This is a genomic window from Faecalibacterium longum (assembly GCF_040094125.1).
GTDB lineage: Bacteria > Bacillota > Clostridia > Oscillospirales > Ruminococcaceae > Faecalibacterium > Faecalibacterium longum.
In genome coordinates this window covers 1-14,652 of sequence record NZ_JBBNIH010000120.1, presented here as the reverse complement: position 1 = coordinate 14,652, position 14,652 = coordinate 1, and the positions used below count along the sequence as shown (strand labels likewise).

General features: G+C 60.5%; 14 protein-coding genes and 2 tRNA genes. 9 read left to right on the top strand and 7 right to left on the bottom strand.

Going from position 1 to position 14,652, the window contains the following annotated elements:
- The first annotated feature begins 308 nt into the window (after positions 1-308).
- From AAAU26_RS05285 to AAAU26_RS05265, 5 genes are all read left to right on the top strand, one after another.
- Entirely contained in the window at positions 309-1,160 is an 852-nt protein-coding gene (locus AAAU26_RS05285; protein ID WP_223386565.1) for a ParA family protein, read from the top strand.
- Between the two features lie 16 nt (positions 1,161-1,176).
- Positions 1,177-2,043 (top strand): ParB/RepB/Spo0J family partition protein, encoded by an 867-nt coding sequence (locus AAAU26_RS05280; protein ID WP_158403232.1) that lies wholly within the window; start codon positions 1,177-1,179, stop codon positions 2,041-2,043.
- Positions 2,044-2,197: 154 nt separating this feature from the next.
- Positions 2,198-3,526: a serine--tRNA ligase gene (gene serS / locus AAAU26_RS05275; protein ID WP_227619378.1), complete on the top strand. Its 1,329-nt coding sequence runs from the start codon at positions 2,198-2,200 to the stop codon at positions 3,524-3,526.
- 195 nt (positions 3,527-3,721) lie between these two features.
- A tRNA-Met gene (locus AAAU26_RS05270) sits at positions 3,722-3,798 on the top strand.
- 91 nt (positions 3,799-3,889) lie between these two features.
- Positions 3,890-3,961, top strand: a tRNA-Glu gene (locus AAAU26_RS05265).
- A gap of 379 nt (positions 3,962-4,340) precedes the next feature.
- On the opposite strand, the gene AAAU26_RS05260 is transcribed toward AAAU26_RS05265, so the two are convergent.
- The 6 genes from AAAU26_RS05260 to AAAU26_RS05235 form a co-directional block, all read right to left on the bottom strand.
- Entirely contained in the window at positions 4,341-5,141 is an 801-nt protein-coding gene (locus tag AAAU26_RS05260) for an SDR family NAD(P)-dependent oxidoreductase (protein WP_158395540.1), read from the bottom strand.
- Between the two features lie 234 nt (positions 5,142-5,375).
- Positions 5,376-6,032 carry an HAD family hydrolase gene (locus AAAU26_RS05255; protein WP_227619377.1) on the bottom strand — a complete coding sequence of 219 codons (657 nt, stop codon included), beginning with the start codon at positions 6,030-6,032 and terminating at the stop codon, positions 5,376-5,378.
- Between the two features lie 22 nt (positions 6,033-6,054).
- Positions 6,055-7,434, bottom strand: coding sequence for a PH domain-containing protein (locus AAAU26_RS05250; RefSeq protein ID WP_227619376.1), 1,380 nt, complete (start codon positions 7,432-7,434; stop codon positions 6,055-6,057).
- Positions 7,431-7,862 carry a PH domain-containing protein gene (locus tag AAAU26_RS05245; protein ID WP_207677152.1) on the bottom strand — a complete coding sequence of 144 codons (432 nt, stop codon included), beginning with the start codon at positions 7,860-7,862 and terminating at the stop codon, positions 7,431-7,433. The genes AAAU26_RS05250 and AAAU26_RS05245 overlap by 4 nt, the downstream gene beginning before the upstream one ends.
- Positions 7,859-8,524: a potassium channel family protein gene (locus tag AAAU26_RS05240; RefSeq protein WP_227619375.1), complete on the bottom strand. Its 666-nt coding sequence runs from the start codon at positions 8,522-8,524 to the stop codon at positions 7,859-7,861. Before AAAU26_RS05240 ends, AAAU26_RS05245 begins: the two co-directional genes overlap by 4 nt.
- 30 nt (positions 8,525-8,554) lie before the next feature.
- Positions 8,555-8,968, bottom strand: coding sequence for a potassium channel family protein (locus AAAU26_RS05235; RefSeq protein WP_015565069.1), 414 nt, complete (start codon positions 8,966-8,968; stop codon positions 8,555-8,557).
- Between the two features lie 239 nt (positions 8,969-9,207).
- Here AAAU26_RS05235 and AAAU26_RS05230 point away from each other — a divergent pair, with 239 nt between their 5' ends.
- Together AAAU26_RS05230 and AAAU26_RS05225 are read left to right on the top strand one after the other, a co-directional pair.
- Positions 9,208-10,038, top strand: coding sequence for an undecaprenyl-diphosphate phosphatase (locus tag AAAU26_RS05230; RefSeq protein ID WP_158395531.1), 831 nt, complete (start codon positions 9,208-9,210; stop codon positions 10,036-10,038).
- 152 nt (positions 10,039-10,190) lie between these two features.
- On the top strand, positions 10,191-11,315 hold the full coding sequence (locus tag AAAU26_RS05225; RefSeq protein WP_207677154.1) for a DUF362 domain-containing protein: 1,125 nt from the start codon (positions 10,191-10,193) through the stop codon (positions 11,313-11,315).
- A gap of 69 nt (positions 11,316-11,384) precedes the next feature.
- Here AAAU26_RS05225 and AAAU26_RS05220 read toward each other — a convergent pair whose 3' ends face one another.
- Positions 11,385-11,987 (bottom strand): hypothetical protein, encoded by a 603-nt coding sequence (locus AAAU26_RS05220; RefSeq protein WP_227619374.1) that lies wholly within the window; start codon positions 11,985-11,987, stop codon positions 11,385-11,387.
- Between the two features lie 211 nt (positions 11,988-12,198).
- On the opposite strand from AAAU26_RS05220, the gene AAAU26_RS05215 reads away from it, so the two are divergent.
- Positions 12,199-13,512 (top strand): M18 family aminopeptidase, encoded by a 1,314-nt coding sequence (locus tag AAAU26_RS05215; RefSeq protein ID WP_227619373.1) that lies wholly within the window; start codon positions 12,199-12,201, stop codon positions 13,510-13,512.
- Positions 13,494-14,453: a tRNA glutamyl-Q(34) synthetase GluQRS gene (gluQRS, locus tag AAAU26_RS05210; RefSeq protein WP_349180943.1), complete on the top strand. Its 960-nt coding sequence runs from the start codon at positions 13,494-13,496 to the stop codon at positions 14,451-14,453. Before AAAU26_RS05215 ends, gluQRS begins: the two co-directional genes overlap by 19 nt.
- The last annotated feature ends 199 nt before the right edge of the window (positions 14,454-14,652 follow it).

Genomic DNA, 14,652 nt, shown 5'->3' with positions numbered 1-14,652 from the left:
TCAGACCCCGAAGGGGAAGTCGAAACGGAAAAAAGCTAGCCGCTTCGCTAAACGCTTTTTTCTCGTTTCTCCGATTTACGGCTTCGCCGAAGATTTTATGTTTACGCAAGGCGAAAACTGAATCTGAATGCGAAAAAGAGCTGTGTGGCCATCAAAAAGAACGTAAAATTATAAAGAACCAGTTCAAAAAGCCGCGCTGATGTGCTATACTAAGCTGTATAAGGGACCTGCTGAGGGGAAAACGGCGGGCTTCGTCCTCGAAATGTTCCATGTGGAACAAATCTTTTTCCCGGAAGGAAGCAAGTAGCGTGGCAAAAATCGTTGCTGTTGCAAACCAGAAGGGCGGCGTGGGCAAGACCACCACAGCCGTCAACCTCTCGTCCTGTGTGGCGGCGCTGGGCAAAAAAGTGCTCATCGTAGACCTCGACCCACAGGGCAACACCACCACCGGTTATGGTATTTCCAAGCGGAGTGTAGATATTGGTACATATGAAATTCTCATCGGCGAGGCCGACGCGCGGCAGGCTGTCCGCAAGACGGAGTTTCGCACCGACGTCATCGGCTCCAACACCCGCCTCGCGGGTGCCAGCCTTGAGATGATCGATCTGCCGGGCCGCGAGAGCCGCCTGCGCAAGGCGCTGGCCCCCATCCAGAAAGATTACGACTTTATCTTCATCGACTGCCCGCCCAGCCTTGACCTGCTGACGCTGAACGGCCTGTGCGCCTGCGACAGCATCCTCATCCCGGTGCAGTGCGAGTATTATGCGCTGGAAGGTCTGTCGGAGCTTATCAGCACTCTTAAGACCGTCCGCAAGAAGTACAACCCCTATCTGGACATCGAGGGCGTGGTGTTCACCATGTTCTCTGTCCGCTATAACCTGACGCTGCAGGTGGTGGAGCAGGTCAAGAAATACTTTGGAAACAAGGTGTATCAGACCACCATCCCTCGCAGCATCCGCATCTCGGAAGCTCCCAGCTATGGCCAGCCCATCAACTTCTATGAGCCGAAGGGCAAGGGCAGCGAGGCATATATGGACCTTGCCATCGAGTTCGTGAAGAGCAACCGCCCCGCCGAAGCTGCACCCAAGCGCCGCCGCGGAAAAGCTGCAGCGGAACCGGTCGAGACGATGGGGCTGGCCGATGTGAAGATGGACGGCTGAGGGAGAGAGGAGACCAATGGCAAAAGGAAGAGGAGGACTGGGCCGGGGGCTGGAAAGTCTGTTTGAGGACGCCGCCCCCAGCTTTGAGTCAGATACCAGAATCGAGACGCTGCCCCTGCGGGAGATCGAGCCAGACCCCGGCCAGCCCCGCAAGACCTTCGACGACGAGACGCTGGCAGAGCTTTCGGCCAGCATCGCCGAGCACGGTTTATTGCAGCCCATTGCGGTGCGCCCGAAGCCGTCCGGCGGCTACCTCATCGTGGCAGGCGAGCGCCGCTGGCGGGCCAGCCGGATGGCGGGCCTTACTGAGGTGCCGGTCATCGTCAAGGACGTGACCGATGAGCAGGCCATGGAGCTTGCGCTGGTGGAGAACCTGCAGCGCGAAGACCTTGATCCTGTGGAAGAGGCGGCCGGCATCCGTGAGCTGATGACCCGCTGCGATTTGACCCAGGAGCAGGCCGCCCGCAAGCTGGGCAAGAGCCGGAGCGCACTGGCCAACAGCCTGCGGCTGCTGAGCCTGCCGGAAACAGTGCTGGAACTGCTGAAAAGCGGCTTCATTACGATCGGACACGCAAAGGTCGTTTTGGGCCTGCCTACGCCGGAGCTGCAGGAGGAAGCGGCTCAGATGATAGCGGACAACCAGCTGAACGTCCGTCAGGCCGAAGCTTTGTGCAAAAAGCTGGCAAAGCCCGCAAAAGAGCCTGTGGCCGCGCCGCTGCCGAGTGCGTTGCCGGTGGAGGTGGAAGAAAGCCTCAAGCAGGCGCTGGGCAGCGAAGTCCGCGTGGCCTACCACGACGGCAAGGGAAAGCTGACCGTCCATTTCTATTCGGACGACCAGCTGAAAGCCTTTGCAAATCTGCTGGGGCAGTACAGCGTGGAGTAACCTCTCAGTCTCGCTATCGCTCGACAGCTCTCCTAATAGGAGAGCCTAAGCAGAAAAGTTATTAGAAATGCGTACCAAGGCGGGGAACACCGCCTTTGAACGGCACAGCGGGGAACGCCCCCTGTGCAAGCAATAGAGTATAAGGAGAGTTATCATGCTTGACATCAAATTTGTCCGCGACAACCCGGATGCGGTCAAGGAAAACATCAAGAAGAAGTTTCAGGATGCAAAGCTCCCCCTCGTTGACGAAGTCATCGAGAAGGACGCCAAGTACCGCGAGTGCCTGAAGGAAGTCGAGTCCCTGAAGGCTGCCCGCAACAAGCTGAGCAAGGCCAACGGTCCTCTGTTCGGCCAGCTGAAGAAGTGCGACGACGAGACCAAGAAGGCTGAGCTGCAGGCTCAGATCGACGCCAACAACGCCGCTGTCAAGGCTGATGCCGACAAGATGGCAGAGCTGGAAGCCGAGGAGGCAAAGCTGGCTGAACGCATTCAGGAGATCATGTACACCATCCCCCAGATGATCGACCCCAGCGTACCCATCGGCCCGGACGACACCTACAACGTCGAGGCTCAGCGCTTCGGTGAGCCGGTCGTGCCTGATTTCCCCATCCCGTACCATACCGAGATCATGGAGAGCTTCGACGGCATTGATATGGACGCCGCAGGCCGCGTGGCCGGCAATGGCTTCTACTACCTGCTGGGCAACATCGCCCGCCTGCACGAGGCTGTTCTGGCCTATGCCCGCGATTTCATGATCGACAAGGGTTTCACCTATGTCATCCCTCCCTTCATGATGCACGGCAACGTGGTGCAGGGCGTCATGTCCTTCCCTGAGATGGACGCCATGATGTACAAGATCGAGGGCGAGGACCTCTACCTCATCGGCACCAGTGAGCACACCATGATCGGCCGCTTCATCGACCAGACTCTGGACGAGGCTACTCTGCCCCTGACCCTGACTTCCTACAGCCCCTGCTTCCGCAAGGAGAAGGGCGCTCACGGCATCGAGGAGCGTGGCATCTACCGCATCCACCAGTTCGAGAAGCAGGAGATGATCGTCGTCTGCCGTCCTGAGGAGAGCGCTGACTGGTACGAGAAGCTCTGGAAGAACTCCGTCGAGCTGTTCCGCAGCATGGAGATCCCTGTCCGTCAGCTGAACTGCTGCTCCGGTGACCTGGCTGACCTGAAGGTCAAGAGCTGCGACATTGAGGCATGGAGCCCCCGCCAGCAGAAATACTTCGAAGTCTGCTCCTGCTCCAACCTGGGCGATGCACAGGCCCGCCGCCTGCACATCCGCGTCAAGGGCAAGGATGGTAAGACCTATCTGGCCCACACTCTGAACAACACCTGCGTGGCTCCTCCGCGTATGCTCATCGCATTCCTCGAGAACCATCTGCAGGCCGATGGCAGTGTCACCATCCCCAAGGTCCTGCAGCCCTACATGGGCGGCCTCGAGGTCATGGTGCCTGTCCACAAGAAGTAAGCCTGCTTTCCACCATTCACCAATAAAATGTTGAAAGTCCCCGCCATTCATACAGGATGGCGGGGGCTTTTTGCGTACAGACGTATAAAATCAGAAAGAATGAAAAAATTGAAGATTTTTTTGAAAAAGTTGTTGACAAAACGGGGGTTGTTGGATATAATAATAAAGCACTGTTCAAGTGCAACAAATAAATATGGCGGTATAGCTCAGTTGGCTAGAGCATTCGGTTCATACCCGAAGTGTCACCGGTTCAAATCCAGTTACCGCTACCACATTACAGAGTTTCGCTAAGATAAGGGGGACGGTCGTCCGCAATAGTGGATGATGAAAGTCGGAGGTTTTAGCGAAGCTCTGTATTTCTAAGGCCCGTTGGTCAAGCGGTTAAGACACGGCCCTTTCACGGCTGTAACATGGGTTCGATTCCCGTACGGGTCATAAAAATCCTCTGCACAATGTGCAGAGGATTTTTTATTTGACCCGTACGGGAATTGCAACAATGACGACCGCTGCCTGCGACAGAAACAGGGAGTCATTGTTGGGGCCGTGGCCAGCGAGACGCGAGCGCCGCCCAAGGCACGAAGCGGATGCTGGGAGCCACAACCCGGCAGGGCGGCGGCGCGCAGCGCCGTAAGCAATCAGCCCAGTGGGCTGTTGCTTAGCCCGCGGGTTCCAATCTTCAGGAATGTCTACCGTGGTTGCTGATGTTCAGGTTTGCATTTTATTTGACCCAAACGGGAATCAGAGCAAAAATCACCCCCGCCTGCACCATCCGGCAGGCGGGGGTTCGTTATGCAAGGAAGCAGATGATGTCGTTTTACGGTCTCTGGCCCATGCCGCCTTCCAGCGTCAAGGTCTCGCCGGACATATACTTGAAATCCGGCATGGCCAGCTGGACGCAGACACGGCCAATCTCCGTCTCAGCGTTGCCGTAGTGGCCCATGGGAGGCATCTTGACGTTGGCCTTGAAAGCGTCAGGGTAGGCGTCCCTGAACTGCTCGAGCTTGGCCGTCCATGCCAGCGGGCAGACCACGTTGACGTTGATGCCGTCCTTGCCCCACTCGGTGGCGGCGACGCGGGACATACCGCGGATGCCCTCCTTGGCGGCAGCATAGGCCGACTGGCCGAAGTTGCCGAAGAGGCCAGCGCCGGAAGCGAAGTTGATGACGCTGCCGTGAGACTCAGCCAGATAGGGGTAGCAGGCTTTCATGTAGTAGAAAGCGGCGTAGAGGCCGGAGTAGATGGCCAAATCGAACTGCTCGGTGGTGTGCTCGGTCAGCGGCACGCCGGAGGCCGAAGCCTGTGCATTGTTGATGAGCACCTGAATGCCGCCGAAGGTATCGACAGCCTGCTTGACCACATTTGCCACAGTGGCCTCGTTGTTGCCGCCCGCGCAGACATCGGCCTGCACGGTCAGCACCTTGATGCCGTAGAGGCTTTCCAGCTCCTGCTTGGCTGCTTCCAGCTTCTTGACATTGCGGCCTGTGATGACGAGGTTCGCGCCCTCCTTGGCGTATGCGGTGGCGATGCCGTAGCCGATGGAGCCGCAGCTCCCATCCTTCAGGACAGCGCGCCCTGCGCCGGTAATGATGGCGGTTTTACCAGTTAAAAAGCCCATAAGTTGCAACCTCCTGTTTCGATGTCCCTCGGTGTTCTGCCGGGGGTTGTTCTATAGCTCGAGTATATCAGAAAATCGGAAAATTGTAAAATAGCGCTTTTGAATCGTTTTTTCTTTGCTTGAGGAATGGCGCAGACGCTCACTCGCGGTATTTTTTCATCATTTCCTTTTGCAAAAAAATACGGCCCTGCCAGGATGCATTTCAGAGTCCCGGCAGGGCCGTGCTTTTGTTTTTCAGTGCTGGTGGAGATACGTCAGAATATCTTCCGGCTTTGCGGCCAGAGCATCGGCACCGGCGGCGGTCAGCTCTGCTCCGCCCCGGAAGCCCCAGAGAACGCCCAGAGCGGGCAGACCGGCATTGTGTCCCGTAAGGATGTCTACGTCGCTGTCGCCCACGAAAAGGGTGCTCTGCGGGTCTGCGCCGAGGTCAGCCATCAGAGAGTAGACGCCAGCCGGGTCGGGTTTGGTGGGAACACCGGGGCGGCTGCCCCGCACCAGCGAAAAGCTGTCCGGGCCGAAGTAGTGCTCGATGATCTTTCCACAAAAAGCGTCCGCTTTGTTGGAAAAAACGGCGGTCTGGACGCCCTCGGCCTTCAGCGCGGCCAGCAGTTCCGGGATGCCGGGATAGGGGGCCGTTTTGTCTTCCTTGTGGGCGTCATACCGGGCCGAGAACTCGGCCAGCGTGGCGGCAAGCTGTTCGGGCGTCCGGGCGTTTTCCGGGGAAAAGCGCTCCACCAGCTTCGGGATGCCGTTGCCCACGAAGTGCTTGTAGGTCTCAACTGGAAAGGTCGGCCAGCCGTGCTGGGTGCAGACCCAGTTGGCCGCGTCGGCCAGGTCGTCGATGGTGTTCAGTAAGGTGCCGTCCAAATCGAAGAGAATGGTTTTTATCATGAGAATCAGACTTCCTTTTGTTTTATGTTTTCTGCTCCAAAGCGTTGAGACAGGGCGCAGCGTCCCGCACGGGGATGCTGCGCACCTTGAGCCGCACCTGCCCGGGCAGAGCCAGCGTCAGCGTCATGCGCTGATAACGTGCCGCCCAAGGCGATTGGAAGGTGTGCAGGCAGACATCCGGGTGGAACACACAGATGCAGTGGAGATAAACACCCTTCTGCCGCCGCAGGGTGAACCGACCCTCCCGGAGCCAGATGCCCTCTTTCAGCCAGCCCATCAGCCCGCCCGCCAGAAAGACGGCAAATACCGCTGTCGGGATGAGCAATGTCCCCGTGAGGGCAGGCAGAACGCTGCGGGAGACCAGCACCAGCAGCAGGCACAGCCCGAACGGGATGCCGGCAGGCGCAAAGAAAACGGCGCTGCGGTGGGTGAGGTCGTGCCGGGTGTCGGGCGGCATCCGGAACTCGGGCAGCAGCTCCCGGAACAGCTCTTCCTGCCCGGAGCGGTAGACGAAAAGCGGCAGTTCCGGGCGGCAGCTGCCTGCCACCACGAATACCGGCCAGCGCTTCATGAGCCGGGCGATGGGGGAGACGCGGACGTCCGCGTAGCTTATTTCACTGCTCCGCACCCGAAACTCGAACCGGGACAGCCAGCCGCCCCGGCTGCCCAGCTGGTCGGCAGTGTGCCAGACCGCATAATGGACGGTCTGGACAAAACTGCGGGCCAGACTGATGCCGAAGAGCGACCCGGTCAGCACCAGTATCCACGCCGCACCGGCGGGCAGCCAGTGGGCCGCGAACCGGACGAGGACGTTCAGCCGGGAGAGGGCTACCGCCTCGGCGGTGAGGGGAAATGGTCGGCTCTGCCGGATGGCCAAATAGGTCAGCGCCAGCGTGGACAGACCGTTAGCACCCAAAACCACCAGCGCGGCCCGCTCGCCCCCGGCAGCGCGGTGGCAGACCGGGTCCCGGACAGGCATCAGGCGGTCAGCAAGCTCCTGCGCGTCTTCTTTGTGCAAATAAAGGGTGACGGCTCGCTTGGCAGGCTGGCCCACCGGGTAGAGCACCACCCGGCTGGCCCCGAGCAGCCGAAAGAAAAGCGGCCGCTCAATGGTCAGTGCGGCCAGAGCTTCGCCCCGGATGATGCGCTCCCGCTTGGAGATGAACGCCCACCGCAGCCGGAGCACACCGGCCTCATCCAGCGCCCAGCTGCTGGCTTCCAGCAGGATGGAGCTGGCCCCGCAGAGGAAGAGCAGAAGCGCGGCGTCCTGCCGCAGAGCTGTGAGCAGAGCGTTCAGGCTGAACTCCAGCAGGGCATTCGCCAGCGGCAGCAGGCAGACGACGACCGCCTTGCGCAGAAAGTGGAGGGCGGCGAGGGGGTGGTAATGCCGTTGTCGGGTCATGGTGCATCCTCCGCCAGAATGTGGGCCAGAAGCCCGGCCTGCTGGGCCGGGATGGCGGGCAGAAAGAGCTTCGCACCCGGGGCCGCCACGATGAGCAGCGAGACGCCGCCCAGCCGCAGCAGGGGCGTCCGGAGCAGCCGGACGCTGGTAACAGCCCGGCGGGGAAGCACCTGACGCACTGGCAGCGCAACGCCGGAGTAGACCGTTACGGTCCGCTCCCCCAGCACAGCAGCGAAGCTGCAGGCCCGCGCCCAGAGGCAGTAGACCAGAAAGCCCCAGAGCAGGCAGAAACCCGCTCCGGCGACAATGCTCTGCCAGAACACGAAAGGCGCAGCGAACAGCCCCGGCACCGCCGCCCAGACGCAGAGGACGGCCCGGCCAGTGGGCGGGATGATGACGGCGGTGCGCCGCAGTTCCTGCTCCGTCACTTATCGCTGAGGCCCCAGGCCTCGGTCAGCTCGTGCAGGCTGTCGTCACGGGTCAGGCAGAGGATGTGGTCCCAGGGCAGCAGGATCGTGCTGCCGTGGGGGATGATGAACTCGGTGTCGCGGGTGATGCTGATCAGGATGGTGTCGCCCGGGATGGGGATGTCCATGATGGCCTTGCCCGCGTAGAGGAAATTCTCGGGCAGCAAAATTTCATTCAGGCTGGCCGTGCCGCCGCCCAGAGAGAGGAGCTGGCGGATGGTATCCGTCTCGATCTCCCGCTCGAGAATGTGGCTCAGGTTGTCGGTGCCGCAGACCACGGTGTCCACGCCGAGAGTGTGGAGCAGTTCGCGGTTTTTGGGGTTGGAGGCCCGGGCCACGGTGCGGTCTACGCCGAACTCCCGCTTGGCGATCTGACAGGCCACAAGGTTGTCTTCGTCAGAGCCGGTCACAGCCACAAAGGCATCGCAGCTGGCGACGTCGGCGGTGCGCAGAGTGTCCATGCTGATGGAGTCGCCGCAGATGACCGGAATGTCCAGCGTATCGGCCAGCATCCGGCACTGGCTCTCCACTGGCTCGATGATGACGATTTCGTGGCGGTTGGCCAGCAGGCTCTGGGCCAGATACCGGCCCACACGCCCGCCGCCGGCAATACAAACTTTCATAATGCTACCTCATTATACAAATGGTATCGGTTATTTGGCAAGAGAACGGAACACGGCCTGCTCGGTGAGGACGGTGGGGCAGATGGTGTCCAGTTCGTAAGCCTTGTGGTAGAGTACCTGCAGGTGGGGGTCGGAGACGCGGCAGATGACCTTTTCGCGCTGAAAGAGGCTCTTGGCGATCTGCGCGGCCATCAGGTTGAGGGAGTCGTCCTCGCTGACGGCGGCCACGGCGTCGCAGTTCTCGATGCCTCCCTGACGCAGTACATCGGGGTCGGTGGGGTCGCCCACAAGGGCGTTGCCGCTGAAGGTGTAGTCGTCGAAGGCGTCCAGACGCTTGAGCTGTTCGGAGTCCTTTTCGATGATAGAGATGTCGTGGCCGATGCGCTCCAGGTCCCGCACCAGCGATGCGCCCACCTGGTCGCAGCCGATTACAAGAATGTTCATGAAATTACCTCGCTGTAAAATATATATGGACTTCATATATGGACTTCGTCTCCGATAAATCTACATCCCAGTATAGCATATTTTCCCCCGCAGATAAATAGAAAAGCTGTAGGGGACTCCAGAGATAAAATTTTTGAATTCCTGGTGCGCAGAGAGTCGGAATATGGTATACTGAAACAGTATGACGATAAGAATCACAAAAGCCCGTGCGCCCGGCGTACGGCAGGAGGAGTGCTTATATGTTTCTTGAGATCATCAAAGCGATCTTGATGGGCATCGTGGAGGGCATCACCGAGTGGCTGCCCATCTCGTCCACAGGCCATATGATCTTGCTGGAACAGGTGGTAAAGTTCAACGCCAGCGAGGAGTTCATGTCCATGTTCCGCGTGGTCATCCAGCTGGGTGCCATCCTTGCGGTGGTGGTGCTGTTCTGGGGCAAGCTGTGGCCCTTTGGCCTGCGGCATGGCCGCGTCATCTCCAAGCCCAGCGTCTGGCAGCTCTGGTTCAAGGTGGTCGCCGCCACCCTGCCGGTGCTGGTCATCAGCCCGTTGGACGACTGGATGGAGGCTCACTTCTACAATTACATCACCGTGGCCGCAATGCTCATCCTCTACGGTGTGCTGTTCCTCGTGGTGGAGAGCCGCCGCACTGCGCCCCACGTCACCCATCTGGAACAGATCACTTACCGTGACGCCCTCATCATCGGCGTCTGGCAGATGCTGGCCATCATCCCCGGCACCTCCCGTTCCGGCGCGACCATCGTGGGCGGCCTGCTGCTGGGCCTCTCCCGTGCCTGCGTGGCGGAGTTCACCTTCTACCTCGCCATCCCGGTTATGGCGGGTGCATCCCTGCTCAAGGTGCTCAAATTCGCCGTCTCCGGTGTCGCCATCACCGGCACCGAGGTGGCTGTGCTGGCGGTGGGCTGCGTGGTGGCCTTCGTGGTCAGCCTGGCGGCTATCCGCTTCCTGATGGATTACGTCAAGCGCCACAACTTCACCTTCTTCGGCATCTATCGCATCGCCCTCGGCCTTGTGGTGCTGGCCGTGGCAGTGGTGTCCGCAATGGTGTAAAATCGAACGCAGATCTTCTGAGCCTCTCGCCCCGGCGAGGGGCTTTTCTTGCGCCTGCCCCTGCGTCGTGCTATAATGCTTTCAGAGAGTATGAGCGCGGCAAACAGGAGCTGCGCACCTGAAATTGTCAAAGAAAACAGGAGGAAAAGCCGATGGAAGCATCGACCGTCTACTATACCGATTTCCGCTGTCCCGTGGGTACCAGCCTCACCGATAAGCTGCGCCGCCTGTGCATCGCGGCAGGCATCAAGAATATCGACATGGAGGGCAAGTTCGTCGCCATCAAGATGCATTTCGGCGAGCTGGGCAACCTGGCCTATCTGCGCCCCAACTACGCCAAAGTCGTGGCCGACCTGTGCAAGGAGCAGGGCGGTATGCCCTTCCTGACCGACTGCAACACCCTGTACCCTGGCAGCCGCAAGAACGCCCTCGAGCATCTGACCTGCGCCCAGCTGAACGGCTTCTGGCCCATGACCACCGGCTGTCAGGTCATCATCGCCGACGGCCTGCGCGGCACCGATGAAGTCGAAGTGCCTGTGCCGAACGGCGAATACTGCAAGACCGCTAAAATCGGCCGCGCCATCATGGACGCCGACATCTTCATCAGCCTGAGCCACTTCAAGGGCCACGAGTCCACCGGCTTCGGCGGTGCCATCAAGAACATCGGCATGGGCTGCGGCTCCCGCGCCGGCAAGATGGAGCAGCACGCCTCCGGCCACCCGGCGGTGCAGGAAGACCTCTGCCGCGGCTGTCACCGCTGCGCCAAGGAGTGCGGCTCCGACGCCATCAGCTACAACGAGAAGAACAAGGCCGTCATCGACCAGGACAAGTGCAAGGGCTGCGGCCGCTGCATCGGTGCCTGCAACTTCGACGCCATCTATGCTCTGTGCGACAGTGCCAACGAGATGCTGGACCGCAAGATGGCCGAGTATGCCGCTGCCGTCTGCCATGACCGCCCGACCTTCCACATCAGCCTTGTGCAGGACATCAGCCCCAACTGCGACTGCCACGGCGAAAACGACGCGCCCATCCTGCCGGACATCGGTATGTTCGCCTCCTTCGACCCGGTGGCCCTCGACCAGGCTTGTGCCGACGCCTGCCTGAACGCCGCTCCGCTGCCCAACAGCCAGCTGGGCCAGAACCTTGCTACCCCGGGCTGGAACTGCCACCACGACAACTTCAAGGACTCTAACCCCAACATCGAGTGGAAGGCCACCCTCGAGCAGGCCGAGAAGGTCGGCATGGGTACCCGCGCCTACACCCTCAAGAAAGTCTGATCCCGATAAAACAAAGGCCGGACGCCTCCCGCACCAAAGCGGAAAGGTGTCCGGCCTTTTCTCTGTGATTTAATACTCGCCCTTTGCCTCCGGCACGAGGGGGTCAACGACATCCTCGAGGGCGTTCCAGTCCTTCTCAGAGAAGGACAGCTTCTTGGCGTCGAGGCCCACGTCCTCCAGACGGCCTGCCATGGCGTCCTTGTCTTCCAGCAGGGCAGCGGCATCGTCCTTTATCATGGGCCATGCCTCGGCAAAGCCCTCCTGCTCCGAGTCGGAGAGGTTGTCGTACCACTGGGTGTAGGCGTCCTCAATGGCCGTTTCCGTGCGGGCCGAGAGGTTTGCCTCGTCGGCCCAGACCAGCAGGGTGGCTGCGGCCTGCACGCTCTTGAGGGAGCAGCCGGACACGCCGGGACCCCAGCCGAGGCTGGGCTCAAAGGCGGCTGCAGTGCCGTCTACGCTGAACAGTGAGTTTTCGTCGAAATCTTTATTGAACAGCCCGGAGGTGTCGGCCTGCGCGGTGCTGCTGGGGATGCTCTCGCTGCTGACGCTGGACGGCTCAGAAGCCGAAGAGCTTGCGTGGGAGGCGTCGCCGTTTGTATTGGAGCAGCCTGCCAGCAGGCCGCACAGCAGAGCAGCACTCACAAGGAGCGAAAGGATGTGCTTTTGAGTCATAGGGGATGTCCTCCTTCTATCTGCGCCCGGCCTGCAGGCCGGGGAAAATATCTCTCTGAGACTAGTATACTGTTCTGCCGCGCGGTTGTCAATCGGCCTTGTCACGAACAAATTTTAAGGGGCCGTGCAGTGGGGCCGGATTGACCTTTCCGGCGCAGCGGGCTATAATAAAGGGTACATGAATCGTTAAAATACCAAGGAGAAAATAACCATGAAGAATGCAGCTTTTTCGATAGAGGAGCTTTTCCGTTTTCTGGACGCCGGCGTCAGTGCTTTCCACTCCACGGCTGCTGCGGCCGCCATTCTGGAAGCCGAGGGCTATGTGAACTGCCCTGAGAGCGCCGCGTGGGAGCTGGCCCCCGGCGGCAAGTATTACACCACCCGCAACGGCTCTGCCGTGCTGGCATGGCGTATGCCCAAGGGTGAGTTGACCGGCTGGCACGCAGCCGCCAGCCACAGCGACTCACCCACCTGGCGCATCAAGCAGTTCGACACGGAGGACAAGGTCTTCGCCAAGGCCGAGGTCGAGGGCTACGGCGGCATGATCATGCCCTCCTGGCTCGACCGTCCGCTGACCGTGGCAGGCCGTCTGCTGGTGCGCACCGAGAGCGGCATCGAGAGTCGTCTGGTCTGCCCCGACCGTGCGCTGGCCTGCATCCCCAACCTCTGCATCCACTTCAACCGCGACCTGAACAACGGCATGAAGTATAACCCGCAGGTCGATCTGCAGCCCATCTTCGGCGGCAAGGGCGGAAACCTGAAAGAGGTTCTGGCCGCGGAGGCCGGCGTGAAGGCCGAGGACATCCTCGACGCTGACCTGGTCCTCGCCACCCGTGAGAAGGCTGTCCGCATGGGCCTGAACGGCGAGTATTTCATGTCCGGCCGCATCGACGACCTCGAGTGCGCCTACACCACTCTGTGGGGCTTCCTGCAGGGCCGCGGCGAAGAGGAAGGCCGCGGAGACATCTGGGTCATGTTCGACAACGAAGAGGTCGGCTCTTCCAGCCGTCAGGGCGCGCAGGGTACCCTCATGGCCGACGTGCTGACCCGCATCGAGGAGAGCATGGGCGTCAGCAGGGAGCAGAGCATCCGCGCCCGCACCAACTCTCTGGTGCTGAGTGCCGACAACGGCCACGCCACCCATCCCAACCACCCCGAAAAGAGCGACCCCGCCAACCCTGTCGTGATGGGCGGCGGCGTCCTGCTGAAGTATAATGCCCGCCAGACCTACACCACCAGCGGATTCACCGGTGCAGCCTTCACCGCCATCTGCAAGAAGGCCGGTGTGCCGGTGCAGGTGTTCGCGAACCGCGCCGATGTGCCGGGCGGCTCCACGCTGGGCAATCTGCTGGGCCATCAGATCCTGATGCCTATGGTGGACATCGGTCTGGGCCAGCTGGCCATGCACTCCGCCATGGAGACGGCAAGCTGCGCCGACGCCGAGTACATGGCAAAGGCCGTGGCAGAGTATTACAACACCCCCATCTTCCAGCCGAAGGACGGGGAGTGGAAGCTGAGCCTGTGAGCGCTGTCGTCGGGCGGTTCGCCCCCAGCCCCAGCGGGCGGCTCCATCTGGGCAACCTCGCGTGCAGCCTCCTTGCATGGCTGAGCGCCAGGAGCCGGGGCGGGCGAATCGTTCTCCGCATCGAGGACCTGGACGCGGAGCGCTGCCCCCGCAAATACGCCGACCAGCTGGAAGAAGACCTTGGGTGGCTGGGCCTTTTCTGGGATGAGGGCGGCAGCAAGGGCGGCCCCCATGAGCCATATTACCAGAGCGAGTGCAGCGGCATCTACACCGAGAGCTACAAAAAGCTGGAAGCCATGGGGCTTGTCTATCCCTGCTTCTGCTCCCGCAGCCAGCTCCATGCCGCCAGTGCGCCCCATACCTCGGATGGCAATGTCATCTATCCAGGTACCTGCCGGGGGCTGACAGCCGAAGAAATCGCCGAAAAGCGGAAGAAGAAAGCCCCGGCCTACCGCCTCATGGTGCCGGACGAGAACATCACCTTCACCGACGGCTGTATGGGCGAACATACAGAAAACCTTCTGCGCGACTGCGGTGACTTTTACCTCCGCCGCGCCGACGGCGTATTTGCGTATCAGCTGGCCGTCGTGGTGGACGACGCCCGGATGGGCGTCACCGAAGTCGTGCGCGGGGCCGACCTGCTTTCCTCTACGGCGCGGCAGCTCTATCTATACCGGCTTCTGGATCTGCCTGCACCGAAGTTCGCCCACTGCCCGCTGCTGCTGGCGTCGGATGGGCGGCGGCTCTCCAAGCGGGACGGCGACCAGAGCCTTGAGAACCTTCGCGCCCGCTATACGGCCGAGGACATCGTGGGCCGTCTGGCCTATGCCTACGGCTTGCAGGAAGAGCCTGCACCTCGGACGCCGGAAAGCCTCATCAAAGACTTTTCGTGGGATAAGGTGCCGAAGAAGGATATTTGTCTGCCGGAAGGGCTGTTTTAGCGCAGCGTAACACCCTCGGCGAAGCCGTAAATGGGAGAAACGAGAACAAAAAGACCTTCAAGTTTTCATAAAGAGAACTTGAAGGTCTTTTTATATTTATAAATTGCTTTTGCGGAGAGCTTAGTTCTCTTTTGCGTGCCAAAAGAGAACCAGAAAAGCACCCGCTACTTTCGAGGCGCGGGAGGCACGAGAAAGGGGC

Coding starts and splice junctions, on each gene's coding strand:
- AAAU26_RS05280 (WP_158403232.1), top strand. CDS start 1,177: ATGGCAAAAGGAAGAGGAGGACTGGGCCGGGGGCTGGAAAGTCTGTTT.
- serS (WP_227619378.1), top strand. CDS start 2,198: ATGCTTGACATCAAATTTGTCCGCGACAACCCGGATGCGGTCAAGGAA.
- AAAU26_RS05260 (WP_158395540.1), bottom strand. CDS start 5,141: ATGGGCTTTTTAACTGGTAAAACCGCCATCATTACCGGCGCAGGGCGC.
- AAAU26_RS05255 (WP_227619377.1), bottom strand. CDS start 6,032: ATGATAAAAACCATTCTCTTCGATTTGGACGGCACCTTACTGAACACC.
- AAAU26_RS05250 (WP_227619376.1), bottom strand. CDS start 7,434: ATGACCCGACAACGGCATTACCACCCCCTCGCCGCCCTCCACTTTCTG.
- AAAU26_RS05240 (WP_227619375.1), bottom strand. CDS start 8,524: ATGAAAGTTTGTATTGCCGGCGGCGGGCGTGTGGGCCGGTATCTGGCC.
- AAAU26_RS05235 (WP_015565069.1), bottom strand. CDS start 8,968: ATGAACATTCTTGTAATCGGCTGCGACCAGGTGGGCGCATCGCTGGTG.
- AAAU26_RS05230 (WP_158395531.1), top strand. CDS start 9,208: ATGTTTCTTGAGATCATCAAAGCGATCTTGATGGGCATCGTGGAGGGC.
- AAAU26_RS05225 (WP_207677154.1), top strand. CDS start 10,191: ATGGAAGCATCGACCGTCTACTATACCGATTTCCGCTGTCCCGTGGGT.
- AAAU26_RS05220 (WP_227619374.1), bottom strand. CDS start 11,987: ATGACTCAAAAGCACATCCTTTCGCTCCTTGTGAGTGCTGCTCTGCTG.
- AAAU26_RS05215 (WP_227619373.1), top strand. CDS start 12,199: ATGAAGAATGCAGCTTTTTCGATAGAGGAGCTTTTCCGTTTTCTGGAC.